The sequence below is a fragment of the Bradyrhizobium sp. Arg237L genome, assembly GCF_029990105.1.
In the GTDB taxonomy this organism is placed as follows: domain Bacteria; phylum Pseudomonadota; class Alphaproteobacteria; order Rhizobiales; family Xanthobacteraceae; genus Bradyrhizobium.
This window is the reverse complement of the sequence record NZ_JAQMIL010000085.1, coordinates 14,666-34,548: the sequence shown is the minus strand read 5'-3', so window position 1 is coordinate 34,548 and position 19,883 is coordinate 14,666. Positions and strand designations below refer to the sequence as shown.

The 19,883-nt window shown below is 59.6% G+C and carries 19 protein-coding genes and 1 pseudogene; 9 read left to right on the top strand and 11 right to left on the bottom strand.

Translation table 11 applies throughout. From position 1 onward, the window contains the following. Positions 1–40: 40 nt before the first annotated feature. From OZ411_RS36450 to OZ411_RS36430, 5 genes are read right to left on the bottom strand one after another with little or no spacing between them, the layout of a single operon-like run. The gene (locus tag OZ411_RS36450; RefSeq protein ID WP_282531822.1) at positions 41–754 is read right to left on the bottom strand and encodes an ABC transporter ATP-binding protein; all 714 of its coding nucleotides are present in this window, start codon (positions 752–754) and stop codon (positions 41–43) included. Then, positions 754–1,521, bottom strand: a complete 768-nt coding sequence (locus OZ411_RS36445) for an ABC transporter ATP-binding protein (protein WP_282531821.1) — start codon at positions 1,519–1,521, stop codon at positions 754–756. Before OZ411_RS36445 ends, OZ411_RS36450 begins: the two co-directional genes overlap by 1 nt. Continuing rightward, positions 1,518–2,531 carry a branched-chain amino acid ABC transporter permease gene (locus tag OZ411_RS36440; RefSeq protein ID WP_282531820.1) on the bottom strand — a complete coding sequence of 338 codons (1,014 nt, stop codon included), beginning with the start codon at positions 2,529–2,531 and terminating at the stop codon, positions 1,518–1,520. The genes OZ411_RS36445 and OZ411_RS36440 overlap by 4 nt, the downstream gene beginning before the upstream one ends. Continuing rightward, positions 2,524–3,390, bottom strand: a complete 867-nt coding sequence (locus OZ411_RS36435) for a branched-chain amino acid ABC transporter permease (protein ID WP_282531819.1) — start codon at positions 3,388–3,390, stop codon at positions 2,524–2,526. The genes OZ411_RS36440 and OZ411_RS36435 overlap by 8 nt, the downstream gene beginning before the upstream one ends. 24 nt (positions 3,391–3,414) lie before the next feature. Next, the gene (locus tag OZ411_RS36430) at positions 3,415–4,623 is read right to left on the bottom strand and encodes an ABC transporter substrate-binding protein (RefSeq protein WP_282531818.1); all 1,209 of its coding nucleotides are present in this window, start codon (positions 4,621–4,623) and stop codon (positions 3,415–3,417) included. A 144-nt stretch (positions 4,624–4,767) separates the two neighbouring features. Here OZ411_RS36430 and OZ411_RS36425 point away from each other — a divergent pair, with 144 nt between their 5' ends. Next, positions 4,768–4,968 (top strand): hypothetical protein, encoded by a 201-nt coding sequence (locus OZ411_RS36425; RefSeq protein WP_282531817.1) that lies wholly within the window; start codon positions 4,768–4,770, stop codon positions 4,966–4,968. On the opposite strand, the gene OZ411_RS36420 is transcribed toward OZ411_RS36425, so the two are convergent. From OZ411_RS36420 to OZ411_RS36410, 3 genes are all read right to left on the bottom strand, one after another. Beyond that, complete coding sequence (locus OZ411_RS36420) at positions 4,950–6,266, bottom strand: LLM class flavin-dependent oxidoreductase (protein ID WP_282531816.1); 1,317 nt, start codon at positions 6,264–6,266, stop codon at positions 4,950–4,952. The genes OZ411_RS36425 and OZ411_RS36420 overlap by 19 nt on opposite strands. A gap of 37 nt (positions 6,267–6,303) precedes the next feature. Further along, entirely contained in the window at positions 6,304–7,239 is a 936-nt protein-coding gene (locus OZ411_RS36415) for an ABC transporter substrate-binding protein (protein WP_282531831.1), read from the bottom strand. 183 nt (positions 7,240–7,422) lie between these two features. Next, on the bottom strand, positions 7,423–7,650 hold the full coding sequence (locus OZ411_RS36410) for a hypothetical protein (RefSeq protein WP_282531815.1): 228 nt from the start codon (positions 7,648–7,650) through the stop codon (positions 7,423–7,425). A 35-nt stretch (positions 7,651–7,685) separates the two neighbouring features. Here OZ411_RS36410 and OZ411_RS36405 point away from each other — a divergent pair, with 35 nt between their 5' ends. After that, a complete protein-coding gene (locus OZ411_RS36405) occupies positions 7,686–7,874 on the top strand; it encodes a hypothetical protein (RefSeq protein WP_282531814.1) in 189 nt (62 codons plus the stop codon). Positions 7,875–8,531: 657 nt separating this feature from the next. Here OZ411_RS36405 and OZ411_RS36400 read toward each other — a convergent pair. Beyond that, positions 8,532–9,095: pseudogene (locus OZ411_RS36400) on the bottom strand (SDR family oxidoreductase); the annotation flags it as partial. Positions 9,096–9,512: 417 nt separating this feature from the next. On the opposite strand from OZ411_RS36400, the gene OZ411_RS36395 reads away from it, so the two are divergent. Further along, a complete protein-coding gene (locus OZ411_RS36395; protein WP_282531813.1) occupies positions 9,513–10,052 on the top strand; it encodes an integrase core domain-containing protein in 540 nt (179 codons plus the stop codon). Positions 10,053–10,547: 495 nt separating this feature from the next. On the opposite strand, the gene OZ411_RS36390 is transcribed toward OZ411_RS36395, so the two are convergent. Together OZ411_RS36390 and OZ411_RS36385 are read right to left on the bottom strand one after the other, a co-directional pair. Then, positions 10,548–11,918 carry a HAMP domain-containing sensor histidine kinase gene (locus tag OZ411_RS36390; RefSeq protein ID WP_282531812.1) on the bottom strand — a complete coding sequence of 457 codons (1,371 nt, stop codon included), beginning with the start codon at positions 11,916–11,918 and terminating at the stop codon, positions 10,548–10,550. Beyond that, positions 11,915–12,595 (bottom strand): response regulator transcription factor, encoded by a 681-nt coding sequence (locus OZ411_RS36385; RefSeq protein WP_282531811.1) that lies wholly within the window; start codon positions 12,593–12,595, stop codon positions 11,915–11,917. The genes OZ411_RS36390 and OZ411_RS36385 overlap by 4 nt, the downstream gene beginning before the upstream one ends. A 636-nt stretch (positions 12,596–13,231) precedes the next feature. Between OZ411_RS36385 and OZ411_RS36380 the strand changes: the two genes are divergently transcribed. The 6 genes from OZ411_RS36380 (at position 13,232) to OZ411_RS36355 (ending at position 19,880) form a co-directional block, all read left to right on the top strand. Further along, positions 13,232–14,347: a patatin-like phospholipase family protein gene (locus OZ411_RS36380; RefSeq protein ID WP_282531810.1), complete on the top strand. Its 1,116-nt coding sequence runs from the start codon at positions 13,232–13,234 to the stop codon at positions 14,345–14,347. A 214-nt stretch (positions 14,348–14,561) separates the two neighbouring features. Then, a complete protein-coding gene (locus OZ411_RS36375) occupies positions 14,562–15,449 on the top strand; it encodes a MipA/OmpV family protein (protein WP_282531809.1) in 888 nt (295 codons plus the stop codon). A gap of 147 nt (positions 15,450–15,596) precedes the next feature. Beyond that, positions 15,597–16,217, top strand: coding sequence for a hypothetical protein (locus tag OZ411_RS36370; RefSeq protein ID WP_282531808.1), 621 nt, complete (start codon positions 15,597–15,599; stop codon positions 16,215–16,217). Between the two features lie 675 nt (positions 16,218–16,892). Beyond that, the gene (locus tag OZ411_RS36365) at positions 16,893–17,513 is read left to right on the top strand and encodes a class I SAM-dependent methyltransferase (protein WP_282531807.1); all 621 of its coding nucleotides are present in this window, start codon (positions 16,893–16,895) and stop codon (positions 17,511–17,513) included. 174 nt (positions 17,514–17,687) lie between these two features. Continuing rightward, the gene (locus OZ411_RS36360; protein WP_282531806.1) at positions 17,688–18,422 is read left to right on the top strand and encodes a VacJ family lipoprotein; all 735 of its coding nucleotides are present in this window, start codon (positions 17,688–17,690) and stop codon (positions 18,420–18,422) included. Between the two features lie 186 nt (positions 18,423–18,608). Further along, positions 18,609–19,880 carry an efflux RND transporter periplasmic adaptor subunit gene (locus OZ411_RS36355; RefSeq protein WP_282531805.1) on the top strand — a complete coding sequence of 424 codons (1,272 nt, stop codon included), beginning with the start codon at positions 18,609–18,611 and terminating at the stop codon, positions 19,878–19,880. Positions 19,881–19,883 lie beyond the last annotated feature (3 nt).

Genomic DNA, 19,883 nt, shown 5'->3' with positions numbered 1-19,883 from the left:
GCAGCGCAGCGCGGCCCACGCGCACAAGCAAAACGTCCGGTCAGTGCCCAACGCCGAGAAAACGCTCCAGCCGCGTGCCCTCGGCTTCCAGTTCGGCGGAGGTGCCGCTCGCCACAATGGCGCCCTTGCTCATGATGTAGACGCGGTCAGCGACGGATAGTCCGAAGCCGACATTCTGCTCGATCAACAGGATCGATGCGCCGGACCGGCGCAATTCGCCGAGCAATTGCGCGATCTGCTCGATGATGATGGGGGCCAATCCCTCGGACGGTTCATCCAGCAGCAGCACTTTCGGCCAGGTGACCATCGCGCGCGACAGCGACAACATCTGCTGCTCGCCTCCGCTGAGGGCGGCCGCGACGATGTCGGCCCGCCGCGCCAGCGATGGAAAGCGGTCGAACACCTCGGTCACCGTCCAGCCATGGCCGTCCTTCCGCGGGCTTCTGGCCGCCACTTCGAGATTCTGGCGGACCGACAACTCCTTGAAGAGCCGGCGGCCCTGAGGCACCAGCGCCAGGCCTGCGGTACTTCTGCGATAGGGCGGGACCGAGGTCAGGTCGGAGGCGCCGAGGTGAATCGACCCCGACATCGACGGAAGCAGCCCCATGATGGCATTCACCATCGTGGTCTTGCCGACGCCATTGCGGCCGAGCACGCAGACGATCTCGCCGCGTCGGATGTCGAGGTCGACGGCCTGAACGACAAGGTCCGATCCATAGCCGACGCGCAGGCTGCTGACGCTCAAGACCGCCATCAGGATGCTCTCCCCAGCGCCCTGGAGCCCATATAGGCTTGCCGCACGAGCGGGTCCGCGCGTATCTCGGCCGCGCTCCCCTCGCTGAGGACTTCGCCCGCATTGAGTACGGTGATGGTGTCGGCGAGACCGAACAGAACGTCCATGTCGTGTTCGATGATCAGGATCGTGATCTCCGGGTCGAGCGACCGCAAAAGCTGCAGCATGCTGCTGGACTCCGCCGGGGAAAGGCCGGCCGTCGGCTCGTCCAGCAGCAGAACCGCCGGACGGGTCGCGAGCACCATTGCCACTTCAACCTGCTTCTGAGCGCCATATGACAGCGCCGATACCTGCGTGTCCGCATATTGGCCGAGGCCGACATCCGCCAGAATGCCCTTGGCGGTCTGCACGAGCCCGGCATAGGCGGCAATCGGCCTGAAGAACGAATAGATCAATCGCTGCTGCCCTTGCAGCGCCAGCACGATATTGGCCAGCACGGTCATGGTGGCGCAGAGCTGGGCATATTGAAACGTGCGCGCCAGCCCGCGCCGCACCACCTGCTCGGCCGACAACTGATGGATGGGTTCGCCGTCGAGGAGGATAGTGCCGCTGTCCGCCGCCGTCCATCCGCTGATCAGATTGAACAACGTCGTCTTTCCGGCACCGTTCGGACCGATGACGCCGTGGCGCGCGCCGCGTTTGATCTGCAGGCTGACATCGCTCACTGCGACCGTGCCGCCGAACTGCCTGCGTACATGATTGACCTCGAGAAGCACCGGCGCGGTCATCGGCGGCACTCCGGCGATGTCGACCGGCGCCACAGCCGCTCGACGGTCCCGACGATACCGCCCTTAGTCGCCAGCACGAACACGATGAGCAGGAGGCCCAGGATCAGGCTCCAGTGCCGGGTGATGCTGTAGAGCTCGTCCTGCACGAGAAACAGGACAGCCGCTCCGACCATGCCGCCCATCAGTTTCCTGTCGCCGCCGATCACCATCATGATGAGTCCCGTCACGCAGGCGGACAGGCTGAGGATCGAAGGGGCGACGAAATTATAGAGCATGACGTGAAGCGCGCCGGCGGCGCCCGCGAAGGCGGAGGCAATCGACACCCAGACATTGAGGATGTGACGCGGAACGATGCCGATCGCGCGCACCCGTGTCTCGTTGTCCCGGACCGCGACCACGAGCTGGCCGAACGGCGACGCCAGCAACACCCGCATCGCCACATATGACAGGCCAACCACGATCAGCGTCGTCAGATAGAGTGTAACAGGCGTATCGAGCGTGACGTCCAGACCGGTTCCTGCAATGGCCAGGTGAAACGGCGGAATGCCGGACAGGCCATCGTCGCCCCCGGTGATGCCGGTGAGCTGCTCTGCCAGTGCCTTGATCAGGCCGACGAAGGCGATCGACGTCATCATCAGCTGAAGCTGCCGGGCACGAAGGGCAACCAGCGCAAACAGAAAGCCGGCAAGCGCCGCTCCGAGCACGGCGAGAAACAGGATGACAAACAAGTTAGTGCTCCAGCGGATCGACAGCACCGCGGCGATATAGGCGCCAATTCCGCGGAAGACCGCGTGGCCGATGATGGGCAGGCCGGCAAAGCCGAACAAGAAAGTCATCGACATGGCAAACAGGCCAAGCACCAGGATTGCCGACGCCGTGCTCATGAGGGAGGGGCCGGCAAGCAATGGCGCGGCGCAGGCGGCTGCGACGGCACATCCGATCGCGGCCTTGTGCCAGGGCCGCGCGGCCGGAGCGCCGAGCACCGGCGCGATGGAAACCTGATCAGACACGCTGCAGCACCCGTGTCCCGACGAGACCTTGCGGTCGTGCGATCAGCACGAACATCATCAAGCCGTAGCTGAAGACTTCGGAGTAACTCGGAAAGAACACTTTCGACAACGTATCCCCGACTCCCAGAGCCAATGCGCCGACCAGCACGCCGCCGATCGTGCCCACGCCGCCGATGATCACCACGATCAGGCTGAGGAGAAGATTTTCGTGATCCATGCCGATACTGGCCTGGGTGATCGGGCCGGCCACGACGGCGGCGAGTCCGGTAAACGCGGTGGACGCCACGAAGACGATGGTGAACAGCCGGCTGGTGTCGATGCCGATGGCGTCTGCCATCGCGGCGTCTTCCGTCGAGGCCTGCAGCATATGGCCGAAACGCGTCCGCTCGAACAGCCAGTAGGTAGCCCCCGCGGAACAGACCGCGAAGCCGACCACGAACAGCCGATAGATCGGAACCGGCTGGACGCCGATGAAGAGTACGCCGGACAATGCCTCCGGCTCGGCAATCTGCCTGATGTCGCCGCCCCAGATCGCGAGGACGATGTCTGCGATCACATATCCGATTCCGATCGTCAGAATGACCTGATCGAGATGGCTGGCCGCATAGACGCGCCTGATCAGCGTCTTCTCGACCGCGAGCGCCACGAGGCCCACCGTCACCGGCACCAGCACGATCGCCAGCGTGAAACTGCCCCACCATGCGAGCGCCTGATGCGTCAGAAACGCACCGAGCATGAAGAACGCCGCATGGCCGAAATGCGTGAGTTTCATGACCCCGAACACGATGGAAAATCCCAGCGCCATCGTGAACAGAATGCCGGAATAGACCAGGCCGTTCAGAATTTGAAACCCAAGCATCGAGGTGTCCTCAGCAGCGCAGGATCAGGGCAGAACGTCGTCGCCCGGGTCGACGATCGCTGCCAGATGCTGAATGTTCTTCAGGTCCGGCTTGCCGTTCTTTCCGTCGACCACTCTGTAGACGCTGTAGGTCTGTTCGCGGGTATGGGTGGCCGGATCGATCCTGAAGTTTCCGCCGTCACCGGTCACGAAGGTCGTCGCTTCAAACGCCTTGGCCAGGCGGTCGCCGTCTTCCACATTGCCTTCAACCGCATCGATGGCCTTGAGCAGCGCCTTTGCGCCGAGATAGCCTTGAAAAGACTGGCTGTCGGGTCGCACGCCGAACTTTGCGGTGTAAGCCTCCGAGAAATGTTTCGATTCGGGATTGTCCAGGGTCTCGTCCCAGTTCAACACCGTCAAGACGCCCAGTGCGGATTTGCCCTGCGCATCCACATTGGTGCGATCTGCGAACGAGGTACCGAGAAGCTGGATACCGGCCTTGGCGAGGCCGTACTGGTCGGCCTGCTGGACAAAGCGCACAGCGTCGGGACCATTCAGCCAGACATAGACGCAAGCGGGCCGCGCCTGAAGAATCTTCGTCAGGTAGGGCGAGAAGTCAGTGCTGCCGAGCGCGGGCCAGAGCTGATCGACCACTGTCGCGCCCGACGCCTGGACCGGCTGAAGGAAGTGACGAACGAATTCCTGGCCGACCGAATTGTTCGCCGCCAGCGAAATCACCGTCTTGCAAATCTTCTGCTGGCCGACCCAATCGCCGAGAGAATGCGAGTTGGCATAGGCGGTGCCCGATACGCGGAATATATACGGGCTTTTGCGGCTGCCGGTCAGGCTGCGCAGATGGGTGTTGGTGATGATGGTGACGGTCTTGCTGTTGTGAAGCTGATCGCGGATGGCATTGCCAACCGGCGCCGTGAACACCCCGAGCAGCCCGTCGATGCGATTTGATCCCGTCGTCAGCGACTTGACCTTCTGCACGGCCGCTTGCGTGTCCTGCGGCTCCTCGACATCTGCTGCTTCGATCTTGCGGCCGCCCGCGGTGTAGTTGGCCTCGGAGAGCGCCAGGCGCATGCCGTTGAGCTGACGCTGCGCCTGGCCGGCATAGGTCCCGGTGGTCGGAAGAAACAGCGCGAGCCGGATCGGTGTATCCGGTGCAGCCGTCACAGGCGATGGCGCGAACAGCATGGCGGAGACCGCCAAGGCCAGTGAACTGGCCTTACGGTTGGTGATGCGGATCATGTCGTCCTCGATTGGATGTTTCGTTGGTGCAGATTGAAAGATGCAGACGCGGCACCCGCAACGTCACGAAGCCGGCTGATGAAATGTTCGTCGGCGCCAGAATGAGTGCGCAGGATTTGAAACCAGGCTGATTGAATCACGGTCATGTCGGAGTTGGGATTACATAGAAATGCGCGGCCGAAGCAAGATATGGAAATGCCGTATTTGATACGCAGCAGCGAAGGATTCATCTTCGGCAAAGTGTTTTGTAGAGTGATTGCGTTGATCGCACGCGGGGCGCTCGCTCAAGGAGCAAACAGGCAATCGATGCGCGCCGATGGCGCGGGCTATTTTGCCGCGAATTGATTCAGCGGCCGCGACAGGCCCAGATGCGAACGCAGCGTGTTGCCGCCGTAGGACTGCCGAAACAGTCCGCGGCGTTGCAGCTCGGGCACTACCTGCTGCACGAAATCGTCGAAGGCATCCGGGAAAAATGGCGGCAGGATGTTGAAGCCGTCTGCGGCCTCCTCGACGAACCACTGCTCCAGCGTGTCGGCGACCTCCGTCGCAGTCCCGCACAGCACCCAGTGGCCGCGCGCTGCGGCCGTCAGGTTGTAGAGATCGCGGAGCGTCATGTTCTCCTGGCGAGCCTTTTCCAGCAGGCCTTTCGCGAAACCTTGCGTGCCCGCTGTGAAGGGCAGATCCGGTACCGGACCGTCAAGCGAATATTGCGAGATGTCGTGGCCCAGGCGGATCGATACCAGATGCAACGCATTTGTGGGTGTCAGAAAACTTTGCAGGCGATCGAGAGTGGCCAGCGCCTCGCTCTTGCTGCGCCCGATGATCGGCATCACGCCGGGCAGCACCTTCAGCGATGCCGGATCGCGCCCGAAAGACGCGAGCTGCGATTTCAAGTCGCGGTAGGACAGCTTTGCGGCGTCGAAATCCTGAACCGCAGCAAACACCACATCGGCGGTTCGTGCCGCCAAGGCCCTGCCTGCCGGCGAGCCGCCCGCCTGGATGATAATGGGTTGGCCCTGTGGGCTGCGTGGCATGCTCAGCGGCCCGCGCACGGAAAAATACTGGCCACTGTGGTTCAGCGGGTGAATGCGCGCGGAATCGGCAAACAGACCGCTTTCGCGATCGGCGACGAGCGCGTCATCCTCCCACCCATCCCAGAGGCCGCGCACGACATCGACGAATTCACCCGCAATCTCGTAGCGCGTGGCTGGCTCCGGATGGTCCAATCGCGAGAAATTCGCGGCCACGGCGGGATTTGCCGTGGTGACCACGTTCCAGGCGGCACGGCCACCGGTCAGGTGATCGAGGGAAGAGAAGGCTCGTGCGACGTGATAGGGCTCGCCATAGGTGGTGGAAACGGTGGCGCCCAGTCCGATCTGCGTAGTGTGCGCGCCGAGCGTCGCCAGCAGAGTCAATGGCTCGAAGCGAGCGACGTAAGAGGGATGATCGGTCAGTGACAGCGCCAATCCATCCGCGACAAAAATCATGTCGAACAGGCTGCGCTCGGCGAGTTGCGCGGCACGCAGCAACAGCGGCAGGTCGAGATTGCTGCGGCCGGCCTGCGGCAGCCGCCAGCCGGCCGGATGATTGCCGGTGCCGAGCAGGAAGAGCGCCAGATGCATCTCGCCACGACGGCTGGTCATGCCGACGTCCCCACGGATCGACATGGTCGGCCCAATATCAGCTTCCGTCAATCGAGGATGCAACCAGGAAGGACTTTTCCGGCGCCTGCCGAAGCACACCGCTCTCGACGGCCAGCGCCGTCTGGCATTCGATCAGATCGAACAGTGATTTATTCCATGTGGTCGTATAGGTGCCCGCCATGCGTTGCGGCAGCAGACCGATCGCGTCAGTCTCGCCTGGGGGGATACCCAGGTCGGCGGCATGCTCCGATAACAGCGCGGGCCGATCATGAATGCTGCGATTTGCCAGCGCGAACAGGCGTGCGATCTGGGTTGCCGCGTTGCGGTTCTCTTCGACCCATCGCCTTCGTGCTGCCAGCCCGACCAGAAAAGTAGGAATGTCGGATTTGTTTTCCTTTTGCCAGAGCTCGCCGAGATGGGCTATCTGCCGCGCCCCGCGTGCCACCAGCCGCGTCGCCGTGGGCTCCGGCACGAGCACAGCCTCCACGTCACCGCGCTCGAACAAGGCGAGATTCGACGTGGCCGGGCCAAAGATGACTTCGACGTCGCGTTTCAGGTCCACACCGTTGCGGGCTGCGATCACGCGGGAGAGCTTGTATTGTTCGCTGCCCTCGGCTTGCGTGGCGATGCGCTTCCCGATCAGATCACGCGGCGTGAAGTAGGGGCTGTCGCCGCGAACGACCCAGCGGATGTGAAAATTCGTGCCGGGACCGAACAGCACCAGGTCTGCACCGCGCGCATTGAGATCGACAGTGCCGATCGCGCCCGAGAAGGCGACGTCGAGGGATCCGCTGACGAGCTGAACCTGCATCTGGCCCGGATTTCCGCTCACCCATTCGATATTCAAGCCCTCTTTCAGCGCCGCCGGCATCTTGTCGATCAGCCGCGCTTGAACTGCGCCTGCATTGCCGGTTGCGGTGTCAGCGACACGGACGGTTAGAGTTGTCGCGCGCACCGGACGAATGGCAGGCATCGCCACACTTGTCGCCAAGGTAGCCAGTAGAATTCGTCTTGATACTGGCATCGTTCATACCTGAGAATGAGATGGAGGGCGCGACAGACGCATAAGAGCCATTTTTTTGCGTGCATCTGCCAATATGCGGCACGATCAATTCCGCATTTCACTTGAGTTGCATATGGATTTTTCTTGCTTTGCTTAGCAACGCTTGGCGATCTTTGCGGAGTGGTAAGGCTCGAGGTACTCAAAGCAGACGTAACCGGCTTCCGCGAACACCGTGACTAGATTGATCTCGTTCCAGAGCTTTGCCAAGCGCAAGCGGGCAGGAGGCCGCTCAATGACTTCCATGTGATTTGATACAAAAAATCGCATAAGCGGCATGCCGAGCTCCTTACCTGAACCAATACCTTCATAGCGCCCAACCATTGCAATGTGCTGTCAAAGATCGGCGATTGCGTAAAATGAAGTTCCTCAATGAGGTATGTTTGCAAGGGGATGATGTTTTTGCCGCTGCGCGACCTGACCGGAGCGACAGTCAGCTCGCCGATGTCTTGGCAGCTCTCCAGCTCCATGGCAGCAAGTTTGCAGTCTTGCTCGCCGGATGGTCCGGCATGAGCATCGATGAGGTGCAACTTCTTGGCCGTCCATGACGGTCCGGCTTTCGAGCGCGGATTTCTCTCTTGTGAATGCCGAAAACCCAGCGGCTACCGAAGTAGCTTACCGCGCTATCAGCGGCAGAGGCGTCAATAGCAAAGATCAATTCGTGATTGCCAGAGATAACGTAGATGCCGTCGGTGGCCTTCAGGTCTCGCAGCGGCTCGAAGATTTCTGGCGTGTCGGATGTTTCGCCGGCCTCTTTGTTGGGCGCGAAGCCCCGAAACGGCTGGTGCCGCTGAGGAGGGCACGGTCATCTTCGGGAAGCCGCCGAGGCAAGGCCGCCTTCGGCCACTTTGCTGCGGCAAAAGCTGAGATGCGCATGATTAGTAAAGCGCGGCGCGCGAGTTCGGACCTTGAGGCATCCCTGCCGGGGACAACGCGCGTTTTCAACAGGCGGCTTAATTCGCTATCGCAATGCACACACAAATACTCGAAATTCCGTCGCGTATGATAAATATTGACGACCGTGTCGTCGACAAAGTCGCGTAGTTATAACCATCCTTTATTGTAGCGGCCTGATCGTAGTCTTTCTGCGTTGTGAGTCAGCACAGAAGATATTTTCGAGCTTCCCAATACGCACCTCCGCGCAATGCGGGTACAGGAAAAGAGGACAACACTATCGCGAAAAGCGTTTGAAGGAAGTCGTGCGGCTAGATTCCACCTGCCGTCTTGCCACCGTCGATTGGAATGACCGCTCCCGTTATATAGCTGGATGCACTTGATGCTAGGAGTAGGGCAAGGCCTTTAATCTCCTTGGGATCAGCCAGCCGGTTCAGCGGAACTGAAGACGCTTCGAGGGCCGCATTAGAGGGATCGTGGAAACGGCCGTCATTAATGTTGGTTATAAACGGCCCCGGCGCGAGTCCATTGACCTGAATATTAGCGCCGGCCAGTTCGAGCGCCAGCGTCTTGATCAGGCTCACTACGGCGGTCTTCGATGCTGTATAGGTATAGCCAATCGATGTATTGGCTCGCAACCCGGCGATCGATGCTGTGACGATGATCTTGCCCGCCTGACTTTGCCTTAAAGCAGGAAGGGCGGCGCGTACCGTATGCAGAACGCCGGTCAGATTAACCCCGAGCGTCTGCTGCCAGATCGCCAGATCCAAATTCTCGATGCGCCCCGCATCTGTATAAGTCGATGCAGGTCCGTAGCCGCCACTGATGCCGGCATTGGCGAATAGGATGTCGAGCCCGCCCAGCCGCTCGATTGCTGCCGCTGTGTACCGAAAACCTTATCCGAGTTGATGACGTGATGGAATCGCCTATGCTGGCGGAATGATCGGGCTGTTCTGTTTCGCTCTGGCCATCCTCGGCTCGCCGTTCAAGTCGAAGTTGCGGCTCGAAGCGGAGAACGCGGTGCTTCGGCATCAGCTGATTGTCTTGCGGCGTAGGCTGGATGGTCGCGCCCGGTTCACGAACCAAGATCGCTGGTTCTTGATCCAGCTGTATCGCTGGTTCCCGTCTATCCTTCAGGTTCTTACCATCATCCGGCCCGAGACGGTCCTCTGCTGGCACCGGTCTGGTTTTCGCTATTATTGGCGTTGGAAGTCACGATCTTTAGGAGGCCGGCCGCAGATCGCGGTGGGGCTGCGCGCGTTGATCCGGCAGATGAGCGTCGAGAACCCACTTTGGGCGCGCCGCGCATCCATGGCGAACTGCTCAAGCTCGGGTTTGAGGTCGCTCAATCAAGCGTCGCCAAGTACATGGTCAAGCGGCGAGGGCCGCCCAATCAGGGATGGCGGATCTTCTTGCGTCATCACGTGCCGGAAATTGCCGCCATGGATTTGTTCGTTGTTCCGACCATAGGCTTCGATCTGCTCTATGCCTTCGTCATTGTCCGACTGGACCGCAGAGACCTGGTCTGGATCAACGTCACAGCCAACCCGACGGCCGAATGGGTTGCCCGTCAAATCACGGAGGCATTTCCTTGGGATGAGGCGCCGCGCTACCTCATCCGCGATCGGGATCGGATCTATGGTCGCGTCGTCACACGCCGATTGCGCGCCATGGGCATCCGGGACAAGCCCACCGCACCAGCCTCGCCTTGGCAGAATGGCTTTGCCGAACGACTGATCCGATCGATCCGGCGTGAGTGTGGATCACATCATTATTTTGGGCGAGATGCATTTGCGTCGGGTCCTGAAATCCTACGCCGACTATTACAATAGCATCAGAACGCATCGATCCTTGAACAGGGATGCGCCGGTTTCTCGCCCGGTTCAGCGAACCGGGGTGATCAGTTCACGCGCCATCCTGGGCGGACTTCACCACCACTACGGCCGGGTTTGAGTTTTCGGTATACACAGGGCCGGGAATATCGTCTGCCGCCCGATCCTGGGCGGGCTTCACCATCAATATGGCCGGATGTGATTTACGGTAGGCACACCGCCCGGGATGGTGCGTGAGCCGATTACACCGATTCGCTGAACCGGGCGAGAAGCCGGCGCATCCTTGTTCAAGGGATCGACACGTGTTCTGATCTAAACGTGACGAGGGTATCATAGATGCGATCCCGGTCTCGGGATAATGTAGCGCGGAGCCTCGTTCCACGGAAAAGCTTCGGTTAGTTGACACGCAATCCACTCGGTCGTCGGCCTTGCCGTGAGGTTGACCCAGATGAGGTCTCTGCGATCGAGCCGGACGCTGGAAGCAACCGAGTCAAACTAAGTTGCCTTAACGTTGCCCGGCTGATATCCCGACGGTACGGAAGAAGAGGCTTCCGAAAACCGCAAACAAGCCTTTGTTCCCGTTTCGGGCGCCGAAGTCACGATTAGCATACCACCATGAGCCGCCATGATCTCATGGACGATCGAGAGGCCGAGCCCGGCGCTTTCCATCGCGGGACTACCCGTCTGAAATGGCTCGGCAAATTTGCGAGCGGCACTTTCTGAAATGCCCAGCCCGTCGTCGCTGATCGACACGCTTCCTTGACCGAGGTCAGCGACGATGCGTTTGGCCCCGTGAGCGTGGATCAACGCATTGCCAATGAGATTCGCCAGAGCGCTCCGGATCGCCGCCTCCACGCCACGAACCACAATGGCGCCATGCTCCTGCTGTTCCAGAGACAGCTCGATGCCGGCATCGAGCGCGGAGGGGCCGAAATCCGCGAGAACATCCTCGGTGAGTGCGACGAGATCAATCGGTCGTTTCTCGATCGGCTGTCCCTGCAGCCTTGCCAGATCGAGCATCGCGGAGACCAGCGCCGCCAACCGCCGGATGTCGCGCACGAGAGCGGCCCTTGCCGGTTCGGGAAGATCTTCGATCTTTGCCCGCATCAGCGTGAGTGGGGTTCGAAGCTGATGGGCAGCATTCCCGAGGAAGCGGCGCTGCTTCTGGATGTAGCCATCGATTTCAAGGAACGCGCGATTGAGCGCGTTGAGCAGCGGCTTAAGTTCAACCGGGGCATTGTCTAACGAGATTGCCGCCTGCGGCGCAGTCGGATCAATCGTTAATGCGAGCTTGGTAACGCGGTCAATGCTGCGGGCCACGATGAGCGCGGAGAAGAGCGCGCCGGCGGCCACGGTCGCGGCGAACGCAAAAGCCAGTGTCAGTATGACTGGAATATTTCGCAGCAGGAACGCCTTCGCCATTTCCCTAACGGTGACCTGCGCGCCGCCGACTATCAACGTCAGCTCAACGCCCCCTCTTCTGACAATATCCAGGCAAAACGAACTTTTCTTGTCCGCTGTATCGAGAACCGAAAGCCCGACCGGCCCCGTATAAGGTACTGCGATCGGCAGAGGTGGTCTGTGCTGCCGTCCATGTTCCAAAATCAAGCTACCGGAAGATATGACGTACCATAGCTCGGGACTGCCAGACTGTAGTTGTCGCAGGCTGCCTGTCGGCCGCATACTCAGCTCGCGACCCGGATCGAGGACCGTCGCGCGACTGAGAACGGTCGCCGCCACCTCGCAAGGGACCTTCGGGCCGTCGTACGCTATGTCGAGCCAGACTACGAGTAACAGTGCCAGTAGGAAGATGGCGGTCGCGGCGGCGCCAAGCGAAAGCGTCAGCGTCCGGGTGATTGATTTCATCGAAGCTGTGCCATCCTCAGGATGTAACCGATTCCCCGCATACTACGAATTTCGACATTGCCGCCCAGCTCGTTCAGCTTTTTGCGTAGTCGTGAAACTTGTGCATCGAGAGTGTTAGACTCGATTTCGTCATCGAATCCGTAGATCGCCTCGATCAGGTCATGGCGCGTAACGACGCGATCCCGCCTGATGAGGAGTGCCTGGAGAATCAAGGCCTCGCGGCGCCGGAGCAGAACCATGCCGTCGGCCACGGAGGCAACGTTAGTGCCCATATTTAGCTCGACATTTCCGAATGACAACGTAGCGGGAGCAAGGAGCCTGGGCCGCCGCAACATAGCCCGGACACGCGCGATGAACTCCTGCGGCTCGAATGGCTTGCTCAGGTAATCGTCTGCCCCGCTATTAAGCCCGTCGATGATGTCCTCCTTGCCGTCCTTAGCAGTCAGCATGATTATGGCAGGCCGCTTTTCCAGCCGGGTGAGAGCCTTCACGAGGTCGAGCGCATCGCCATCGGGTAGCATCCGGTCGACAATCGCGAGATCGTACTGAAAGTTGGCGAGCGCCTGCTCGGCATCCGCGAGCGTCGCGACGGTGTCGACGATTCCATTGAGTTGCCCGAGAAGGCGACCGACATACGCCCCAATCTGCAGTTCATCTTCAATCACGAGTGAGCGCATCAATCGGCCTTGAGCGAGTTGTCGTCATTCCATCCCAGAATACCGCATCACTCCGCCAAATGACGCATGACGGCTGTACACACTGACGCTTCCCTCTGGCGATCCTCGCCACAAGCGCAGGCCAGGCAATAACGCGCGCAGAATTGCAGCAGAAGGAAGGCCGCAAGCAATGTTCAGGCAATGCTGGCGACCAATGGTTGTTGCGATTTGCGCAGATCTATAGCCTCGGTTTCAAATTCTTGAACGACGAGCCCCACTCGGAAAAGTTCGGAAAGGCGCGATCGTCGCTAGTATTGCGGCGATCGCGTCGCCGTGTCGGCGTCGTGGTCTTGCGCAGCGCAATCTTGGGGCAACAATGATGGACACAGCTTGCCGCATCGAATGGGCAAGCTCGCTGTCAGCAGAATAGGCCGAAAGCATCGAGCCACGCCGCATTCGGGAGGATTTTCTGGGGCGCAATCGTGTCCATTCGATCTGCGCATCTCCCTTGCTCGCGGATCGTGGTTAGACGATTTATAAATGCCTGACATCCTGCTTCTAATCCGGCCTCTTTGGAGGCATAGATTTTCGTGCTTTATCGCTGGCTCTGCGGCGGCCTTGCTCGCCGGCTGCGCGACACTGCCCCCACGCCACGTCATGCCCGAAGCTGCTGCCGATCAGATCGAGCTGAACGGATTCAACGGCATTCGCTTTTGGGGCGATGCCTCGCCGCGGACAATACTACCGATCGTGAGGGTCTCTGCGCGAAAAGCCGGATTCGGATTAATGCCGCCTGCGGTCAGCAGCCGAGCTTCATTTAACTTTCTGGCCATCTCCGGCGGCTCCGAGGACGGCGCTTTCGGCGCAGGACTTCTAACCGGATGGAGCGCCGCCGGCACCAGGCCATCCTTTGACGTGGTGACGGGCGTGAGCTCCGGCGCACTCATGGCTCCATTCGCGTTTCTGGGCGCTGGATACGACCGCCAATTGCGCGAGATTTTCACCAGATACGGTCGAAAGGACATCTTCAACTACAATGTAAGAGGCGCGCTCGGCGGATATGCGTTAGCCGACAACCGGCCACTCGAAAGCCTCATCGCGAGTTACGTCGACGACGCGTTCCTTGAAGAGATCGCACGAGAGCGCCTGAAGGGGCGAGTTCTTCTGATCGGTACCACGAACCTCGATGCGCAACGGCCGGTGATGTGGGACATGGGCAAAATTGCGGCGACCGGCGGCGCGGAGGCGAAATTGCTATTTCGGAAGATATTGCTCGCATCGGCGACGCTCCCTGGGGTGTTTCCGCCTGTCCGGATCCAAGTCCGCGTTAGCGGCAAGGATTTTGACGAACTGCATGTCGATGGCGGCGTGACGCGGCAGGTCTTCGTGGCGCCGGCGATCATGTCCTCCTTCCAGGCGGACCAAATGCACGGCGCCGCGGTACAGCGGCGACTGTATGTCATTCGAAACGGCAAGATTGATCCGGAATGGCAGTCCGTCGACGAGGAAATTCTGTCTGTCACAGTGCGATCGGTATCGACGCTGATCAAGAATCAAGGGATCGGTGATCTTTATCGAATCCATGCCATCGCCAGACATGAAGGCATCGATTTTAACCTGGCCGGTATTCCTGCGGACTTTCGATACAAGGCCGACGGACCGTTTGACCGAAGCTACATGATCGCACTTTTCGATTATGGCTACAGCCTTGCCGCCCGTGGCTATTCCTGGATAAAAGCTCCGCCGGGATTGGAGTTGCGACCCAAGCTCTGAAATAGCGCCCAGCGAACGAGCGTCGGAGGTATTTTCTGTAAGACTTCGTCGCGTCCGGAGCTCGGATGACACTAGCCGCGCCGAGGACTTGCGTTCGAGAAACAAGCCGCTGCGTCGACGGAGCAATCTTGGGGCAACGTTGGCGGTTCACACATGGATTTCCACATCACATGTGCCAACCATCGGACCGCGTCTGAGGGTGGCGGGGGTTTCCATGAATAACGGCATTCAAGGCGCCAACCGTACATCGGTGTGCGGGTCCTTCCCGGCGTCGCTATTTGTGGCGCTCGGCTCGATTGGGATCTACGCCGATCCCGCACCGGCGCAGACTGCGTTTAGCTTGCCCGCACCGCCTTTCCAACTTCCGCTGCTGCCGTCTCCGTCCGGTGCCTGGACTGTCACAGTCGGCGTCGGCGGCGAGTACAAGCCTGACTACGAGGGATCCAAGCACAGCATGCTCAGTCCCGTCCCCATCTTTTCAATTCGTCGCGCCGGCTCCACGCAGCAATTTTGCGGTGCGAATGACGCGTCGAGCATCGCGCTGTTTCAATTTGGTAACCTCCGCGCCGGTCCGGCACTCAAGTTCAAGTCTGCGCGTAAGGCTGACCGTCACTCTGAACTAAATGGACTTGGCGACGTCAAGGCTACGGCCGAAGTGGGCGGCTTTGTCGAATACTATCCGGTGGACTGGCTGCGCTCGCGTGTCGAGGTCCGTCAGGGGATAGGTGGTCACACCGGAGTCGTTGCGGATTTCTCGGCGGACGCTGTTGTCCCAATCGATCAGCGCCTGACCATTTCGGCGGGCCCGCGCTTTACGGTAGAGAGCGCGCGGGCGGCGATCCCGTATTTCGGGGTCAGCACAGCGCAGGCGATAGCAAGCGGGTTACCGACGTTCAACCCCGGAGGCGGGATGCACTCTATCGGTATAGGCGCTCAGGCGACCTATAAGATCGACCCGCGTTGGGAGGTTCGCTCCTACATCGAATACAAGAAACTGCTCGGCGACGTCGCAGGGAGCCCGCTAGTAACTCTTCGCGGTTCGACCGATCAGACAACGTTCGGCATTGGCGTGTCCTATTCGTTCGATATAAAAATTCGGTAGGACGTTATGCGCCGCGGTCGTAGAAGCGTGTCGTTCGCGATATTTGTGCTCGCCGGATGTGCTGGTGCTTGCGCGACACTCCAAACCGGTCAGACAAAGCTGCAGGGAATCAGGACCGTCGGGCTCATTTCCGGTATTGGAGATCGGATGACTTTTTCAAGAAGGGGCCTCACGGGTCGTGCGGATGGCGACCAAAGTTTTCCAATTGATTCCTGGGGCCTCGATGACATGATAGTCCAGCAAGCAACCGCTGCATTAGGCAAGCGTTTTCAGGTTCAACCAGTTACTTACAATCGCTCCGCTTTTGCGAAGCTCGAGACGGAGTCCATTGTCACGCACGTTAATCTCGTTCGGAGCGACCCGATCAAGAAGCTCGTTCGGGCCGAAGTATCTCCACAGGGGCTCGACGCCTATGTCGTTATTACGAAAGCCAAGGCCAGTTCTAGCGGAAGTGGCCGAAAGATCGAAGGTGTGGGCTTTATCACTTATGGCACGGTCATGGCGCCTTACAGTCGAATTCATGCCCTGTACGAAGTCCGCGTGATTGATGGCAAGACGTTCGACATCATCGAGAAACGAACCGCGGATCCATTGGGTAATCTTGAGGAGCTGCGCCTCCAGGGACCCAGCCGACCGATCGACGACAGCTATTCACCATCCAAAGGCGATCCGGTCGGCAATGAAAATCTTCGTCAGGCGATTTCCAGCCTAATTTCTGAAAGCCTTTCATCGACGCTCGGCGACATGCATCTCGCAGACGCACCCTGACAGCTCTATAGAGGGGATGTACAGACCCGCCAGCCACTTCGCCGCTCAGCGCCCACCAAGCGCGTAGGCAACAAGCTCGCCCGCATCACCTCGTGATCAGCAGCCCAGCTCTATCGCAAGGCGCAAGTGCCGTTGAATCCACCCGGCTTTTTTTGCACCGGCTTACTGGCCGGGCAGTGGCCATAGGAAGCGGCATGCAAGACCTTCGGCGTAGGTTCTAGTTTCGCATCACATTCATTTTCAACCTCTGCGTAACACGGCACGTGATGCGCCTTAGGCATGAGGTGCTCCGAACGCTGCCTCAACGTTGCGAAGCCAAACCGCTGCGCTGCGGGCAGCGGTGCCATTCGCGATCCGCCGCAGATGGCGGCGGCGAGCGCTCTATCTCAAGCAGATCCCGGGCAATGTTGGTGCAACGTGTGTACCAACTATCGGCCTCCGCGCTTTAAGACCCAGCACGCTTGCCGGAGACCTACTTGATCCATCCACATTTCAAGGGGCAACGCTCCCCTCAAACGCGCACCGCGCTAACACGGCAGGCACTACCAACAAGCACCGCCGAGCAGTTTTCTTGTTAGGATATGGCGGTTGAGATATTCCCACGTCTCATGGCCGCTTACTGGATTCAGTAGCAGGGGCCGTCGTTACCCAACACGTGAATTGCGCTACTGGTTCATGGCTTCGCTTCTCAGGCGAGAGGCGGAATTGCTCGGACGCCCGCTACGCGTATTGGAGGTCGGGATTGCGAGCGGCGAGCTATCTCGCTTCATCGGTAATCCCGCGTGGAAAGGCGCTTGGCACGGCATCGACATCAAAGCAACCAACGAAACCCGCGCGCTATATGACCACTATATTGAGGCGGACCTAGACGCTCCTCTGTCACTCACAGAATCCTACGACGCCGTAGTCGTTCTGCATGTACTTGAGCACCTGATCAATCCGGAGTACGCCCTTGAGGGCCTCCTTCGGCACCTTTCGCCACAAGGCGTGCTAATCGGCGGCTCGCCCACTATGCCCGCGATGCTCGCCCGTCTGTATGAGGCGAGGCTTCGTCGGAAATATCAACACGTACCCGTGACCGAGCACCGGCATCTTTCCGTGCTAACGCCCTCGCGCGTGAGGACTTTTGCGGCGGAGCATCAGCTTTCCATCGACCTCCTTACGGGGGCATTCCTCTGTCGCGCATCTCGAAGCCCGCTCGAGGACTACTCGTTCAACATGCGGCTTAATCTCCTGTGGGGAGCTCTAGTGCCCTCCCTCGGGGGAGAGGTGTATTTCGCGTTGCGGAAGACATGAGGTGTCTGCCGGCGATGCAATGTTGAGGCAATGTTGGGGGCAGATTTGAAACTGGCAGAGCGCCTAACGCTCTCGGTTGCCGAAGTCGTCCGATCGCTGCGGTTTGCAATGCTGCCGACTTCGCCCCCGCTTGTGAGGGCGTGTGTCAGCTCAGTCTCTGAAAGGGTATCTAGTATGAGCATGAAACGCTTCGCTCCGCTCTACATTCTCTCCCTGGTTCTTTCGGGGACAGCGGGACTTAGCAGCGAACCAGTCCATGCAGATGAACGGGTCGATGATCCAGCGGAGTCGGTAAACCGCGCTATATTCGCAGCAAATCAATTTGTCGACCGAAATTTACTGCGTCCCATTGCTGAGGGTTACCACAAGGCGGTGCCAACGCAGGCTCAATCGATGGTCGGTAATTTCGTATCAAACTTGAGCCAACCAACCGTATTGGTTAATGACGTTTTGCAGGGTAATGCCCGAAGAGCATGGAATACCACGCAGCGCTTCACCGTAAATTCGACAGTCGGCGTAGCAGGTCTTTTTGATCCTGCCACGGAGTTCAATCTGCCGCATCACTCTGCCGATTTCGGGCAGACTTTTGGGGTTTGGGGTGTCAAACCAGGGCCCGCAGTTCAACTGCCTTTGCTGGGACCGTCAAACGTTCGCGATACCGTTGGTAGCGTGGTCAATTCATTCGCGAATCCTGTGAGTTTTATTCCGGGCAATGCGATGGCAAACGTAAGGTTTACCCGCAGTGCGCTCAGTGCGGTGGACGGACGAGCGCGCCAGCTCGAAAAGACCAAAGCGCTTGAGGGGTCTTCGGGTGACTATTATGTAGCATCGCGGGACGCGCAAGCGCGCAAACAGGCAGCTCTCGTCGCCGAAGCCAAACAAGGCCACGTGCATTTGCCCCGTCGCTAATTGCGAGGGATCTAGATGCTGCATTCAATACCAAAAACGAATCCTCTTTCCGCTTGTTGAACGCGGGCCCGCCATTGGCAACGGTAGCCAACCGGTCGCCGTCGGCGTGCCACCAACGATCGATCTGCGCTCTACAACGGCCGAGAAGTCGCCGATGCTGAAGGCTGTCTTGGCCAGGATTGTCGAATGTTAATCGTTAGTGCCCGAAAAGCGCTTCGCGAAGCGAGGGGGACAGGCAGCGCGGCGTGCGTCCTGTTCTTGCTCGTTTCCGGATGCGGTAACCAGTCAGACATTGCGTCGAAAAAGGCCGGTTCGCGGCCGAAAGCCGAAGTCAGCGTGGTCACGCTGCATCCGCAATCGATCGCGATCACTGCGGAACTGCCCGGCCGGACGACGGCATCGCTTACCTCTGAAGTGCGTCCGCAGGTCAACGGCATCATTAAGATTCGGATGTTCAAGGAAGGTGGCGAAGTCGCCGCCGGCGACACGCTGTATCAGATCGATGCCGCCGGCTATCAAGCTGCTTTTGACAGCGCCGTCGCCGCGAGGCAGAAGGCGGAGGCCGCTATCCCAAACGCCGAAGCGAAGGTAGAGCGTTACAGGACGCTGATCAAGCAAAACGCCGTCAGCAAGCAGGACCTCGATGACGCCGTCGCAACCCTGGCACAGGCAATCGCGGACGTAGCCTCGAGTAAGGCCGCCGTCGACACCGCCCGCCTCAATCTCGCTTACACAAGCATCACGGCCCCGATCGGCGGGCGCATCGACAAGTCTTTGCTGACACCCGGTGCGCTGGTGACTGGGAGCCAGACCACCGCGTTGACGACCATCCGCAAGCTCGATCCCATCTACGTGGACGTGACGGAGTCCAGCACCAACCTTCTGAACTGGCGTCAAGCCGTTCGTGAGGGACGCATCAAGTTCGCCGGCGCCGACGTCAGCGTGAAGCTGAAGCTGGAAAACGGCACGATCTACAATCACGACGGCAAACTGGAATTCGTCGAGTCCAATGTCAGCGAGACCACCGGCACGTTTGCCCTTAGAGCGGTGTTTCCGAATCCAGATCGGCTGCTGCTGCCGGGCACCTATGTCCGCGCGATCATTGAGCAAGGCATTGCCGAGAACAGCTTTGCGGTTCCGCAGCGAGGCGTGACGCGAAACAGCAAGGGCGAGGCGACCGGCATGTTCGTCACCGACGAAGGCAAGGTCGAACAGCGTGTGCTGACCGTGAGCAAGAACGTCGGCAACAACTGGCTGGCAACCGGAATCAAGGATGGCGACCGTATCATCGTCGAGGGCATCCAGCTTGTGAAACCCGGCGCGGACGTCAAAGCGGTCGAGGTGACGATCGACAATAATACCGGCGAAGTGAAAGGCATCAAGCAGAGCGAGATGTCGCTTTCTGCTGCAACACGTGTTGGACAGGGTGATCCGTCGCCTGCAGTGGCGAAGGATTGATCT

Coding starts and splice junctions, on each gene's coding strand:
- OZ411_RS36450 (WP_282531822.1), bottom strand. CDS start 754: ATGGCGGTCTTGAGCGTCAGCAGCCTGCGCGTCGGCTATGGATCGGAC.
- OZ411_RS36445 (WP_282531821.1), bottom strand. CDS start 1,521: ATGACCGCGCCGGTGCTTCTCGAGGTCAATCATGTACGCAGGCAGTTC.
- OZ411_RS36435 (WP_282531819.1), bottom strand. CDS start 3,390: ATGCTTGGGTTTCAAATTCTGAACGGCCTGGTCTATTCCGGCATTCTG.
- OZ411_RS36430 (WP_282531818.1), bottom strand. CDS start 4,623: ATGATCCGCATCACCAACCGTAAGGCCAGTTCACTGGCCTTGGCGGTC.
- OZ411_RS36425 (WP_282531817.1), top strand. CDS start 4,768: ATGTCGGAGTTGGGATTACATAGAAATGCGCGGCCGAAGCAAGATATG.
- OZ411_RS36420 (WP_282531816.1), bottom strand. CDS start 6,266: ATGACCAGCCGTCGTGGCGAGATGCATCTGGCGCTCTTCCTGCTCGGC.
- OZ411_RS36415 (WP_282531831.1), bottom strand. CDS start 7,239: ATGCCTGCCATTCGTCCGGTGCGCGCGACAACTCTAACCGTCCGTGTC.
- OZ411_RS36410 (WP_282531815.1), bottom strand. CDS start 7,650: ATGGTTGGGCGCTATGAAGGTATTGGTTCAGGTAAGGAGCTCGGCATG.
- OZ411_RS36405 (WP_282531814.1), top strand. CDS start 7,686: ATGAAGTTCCTCAATGAGGTATGTTTGCAAGGGGATGATGTTTTTGCC.
- OZ411_RS36390 (WP_282531812.1), bottom strand. CDS start 11,918: ATGAAATCAATCACCCGGACGCTGACGCTTTCGCTTGGCGCCGCCGCG.
- OZ411_RS36385 (WP_282531811.1), bottom strand. CDS start 12,595: ATGCGCTCACTCGTGATTGAAGATGAACTGCAGATTGGGGCGTATGTC.
- OZ411_RS36380 (WP_282531810.1), top strand. CDS start 13,232: ATGCCCGAAGCTGCTGCCGATCAGATCGAGCTGAACGGATTCAACGGC.
- OZ411_RS36375 (WP_282531809.1), top strand. CDS start 14,562: ATGAATAACGGCATTCAAGGCGCCAACCGTACATCGGTGTGCGGGTCC.
- OZ411_RS36370 (WP_282531808.1), top strand. CDS start 15,597: ATGACTTTTTCAAGAAGGGGCCTCACGGGTCGTGCGGATGGCGACCAA.
- OZ411_RS36365 (WP_282531807.1), top strand. CDS start 16,893: ATGGCTTCGCTTCTCAGGCGAGAGGCGGAATTGCTCGGACGCCCGCTA.
- OZ411_RS36360 (WP_282531806.1), top strand. CDS start 17,688: ATGAGCATGAAACGCTTCGCTCCGCTCTACATTCTCTCCCTGGTTCTT.
- OZ411_RS36355 (WP_282531805.1), top strand. CDS start 18,609: ATGTTAATCGTTAGTGCCCGAAAAGCGCTTCGCGAAGCGAGGGGGACA.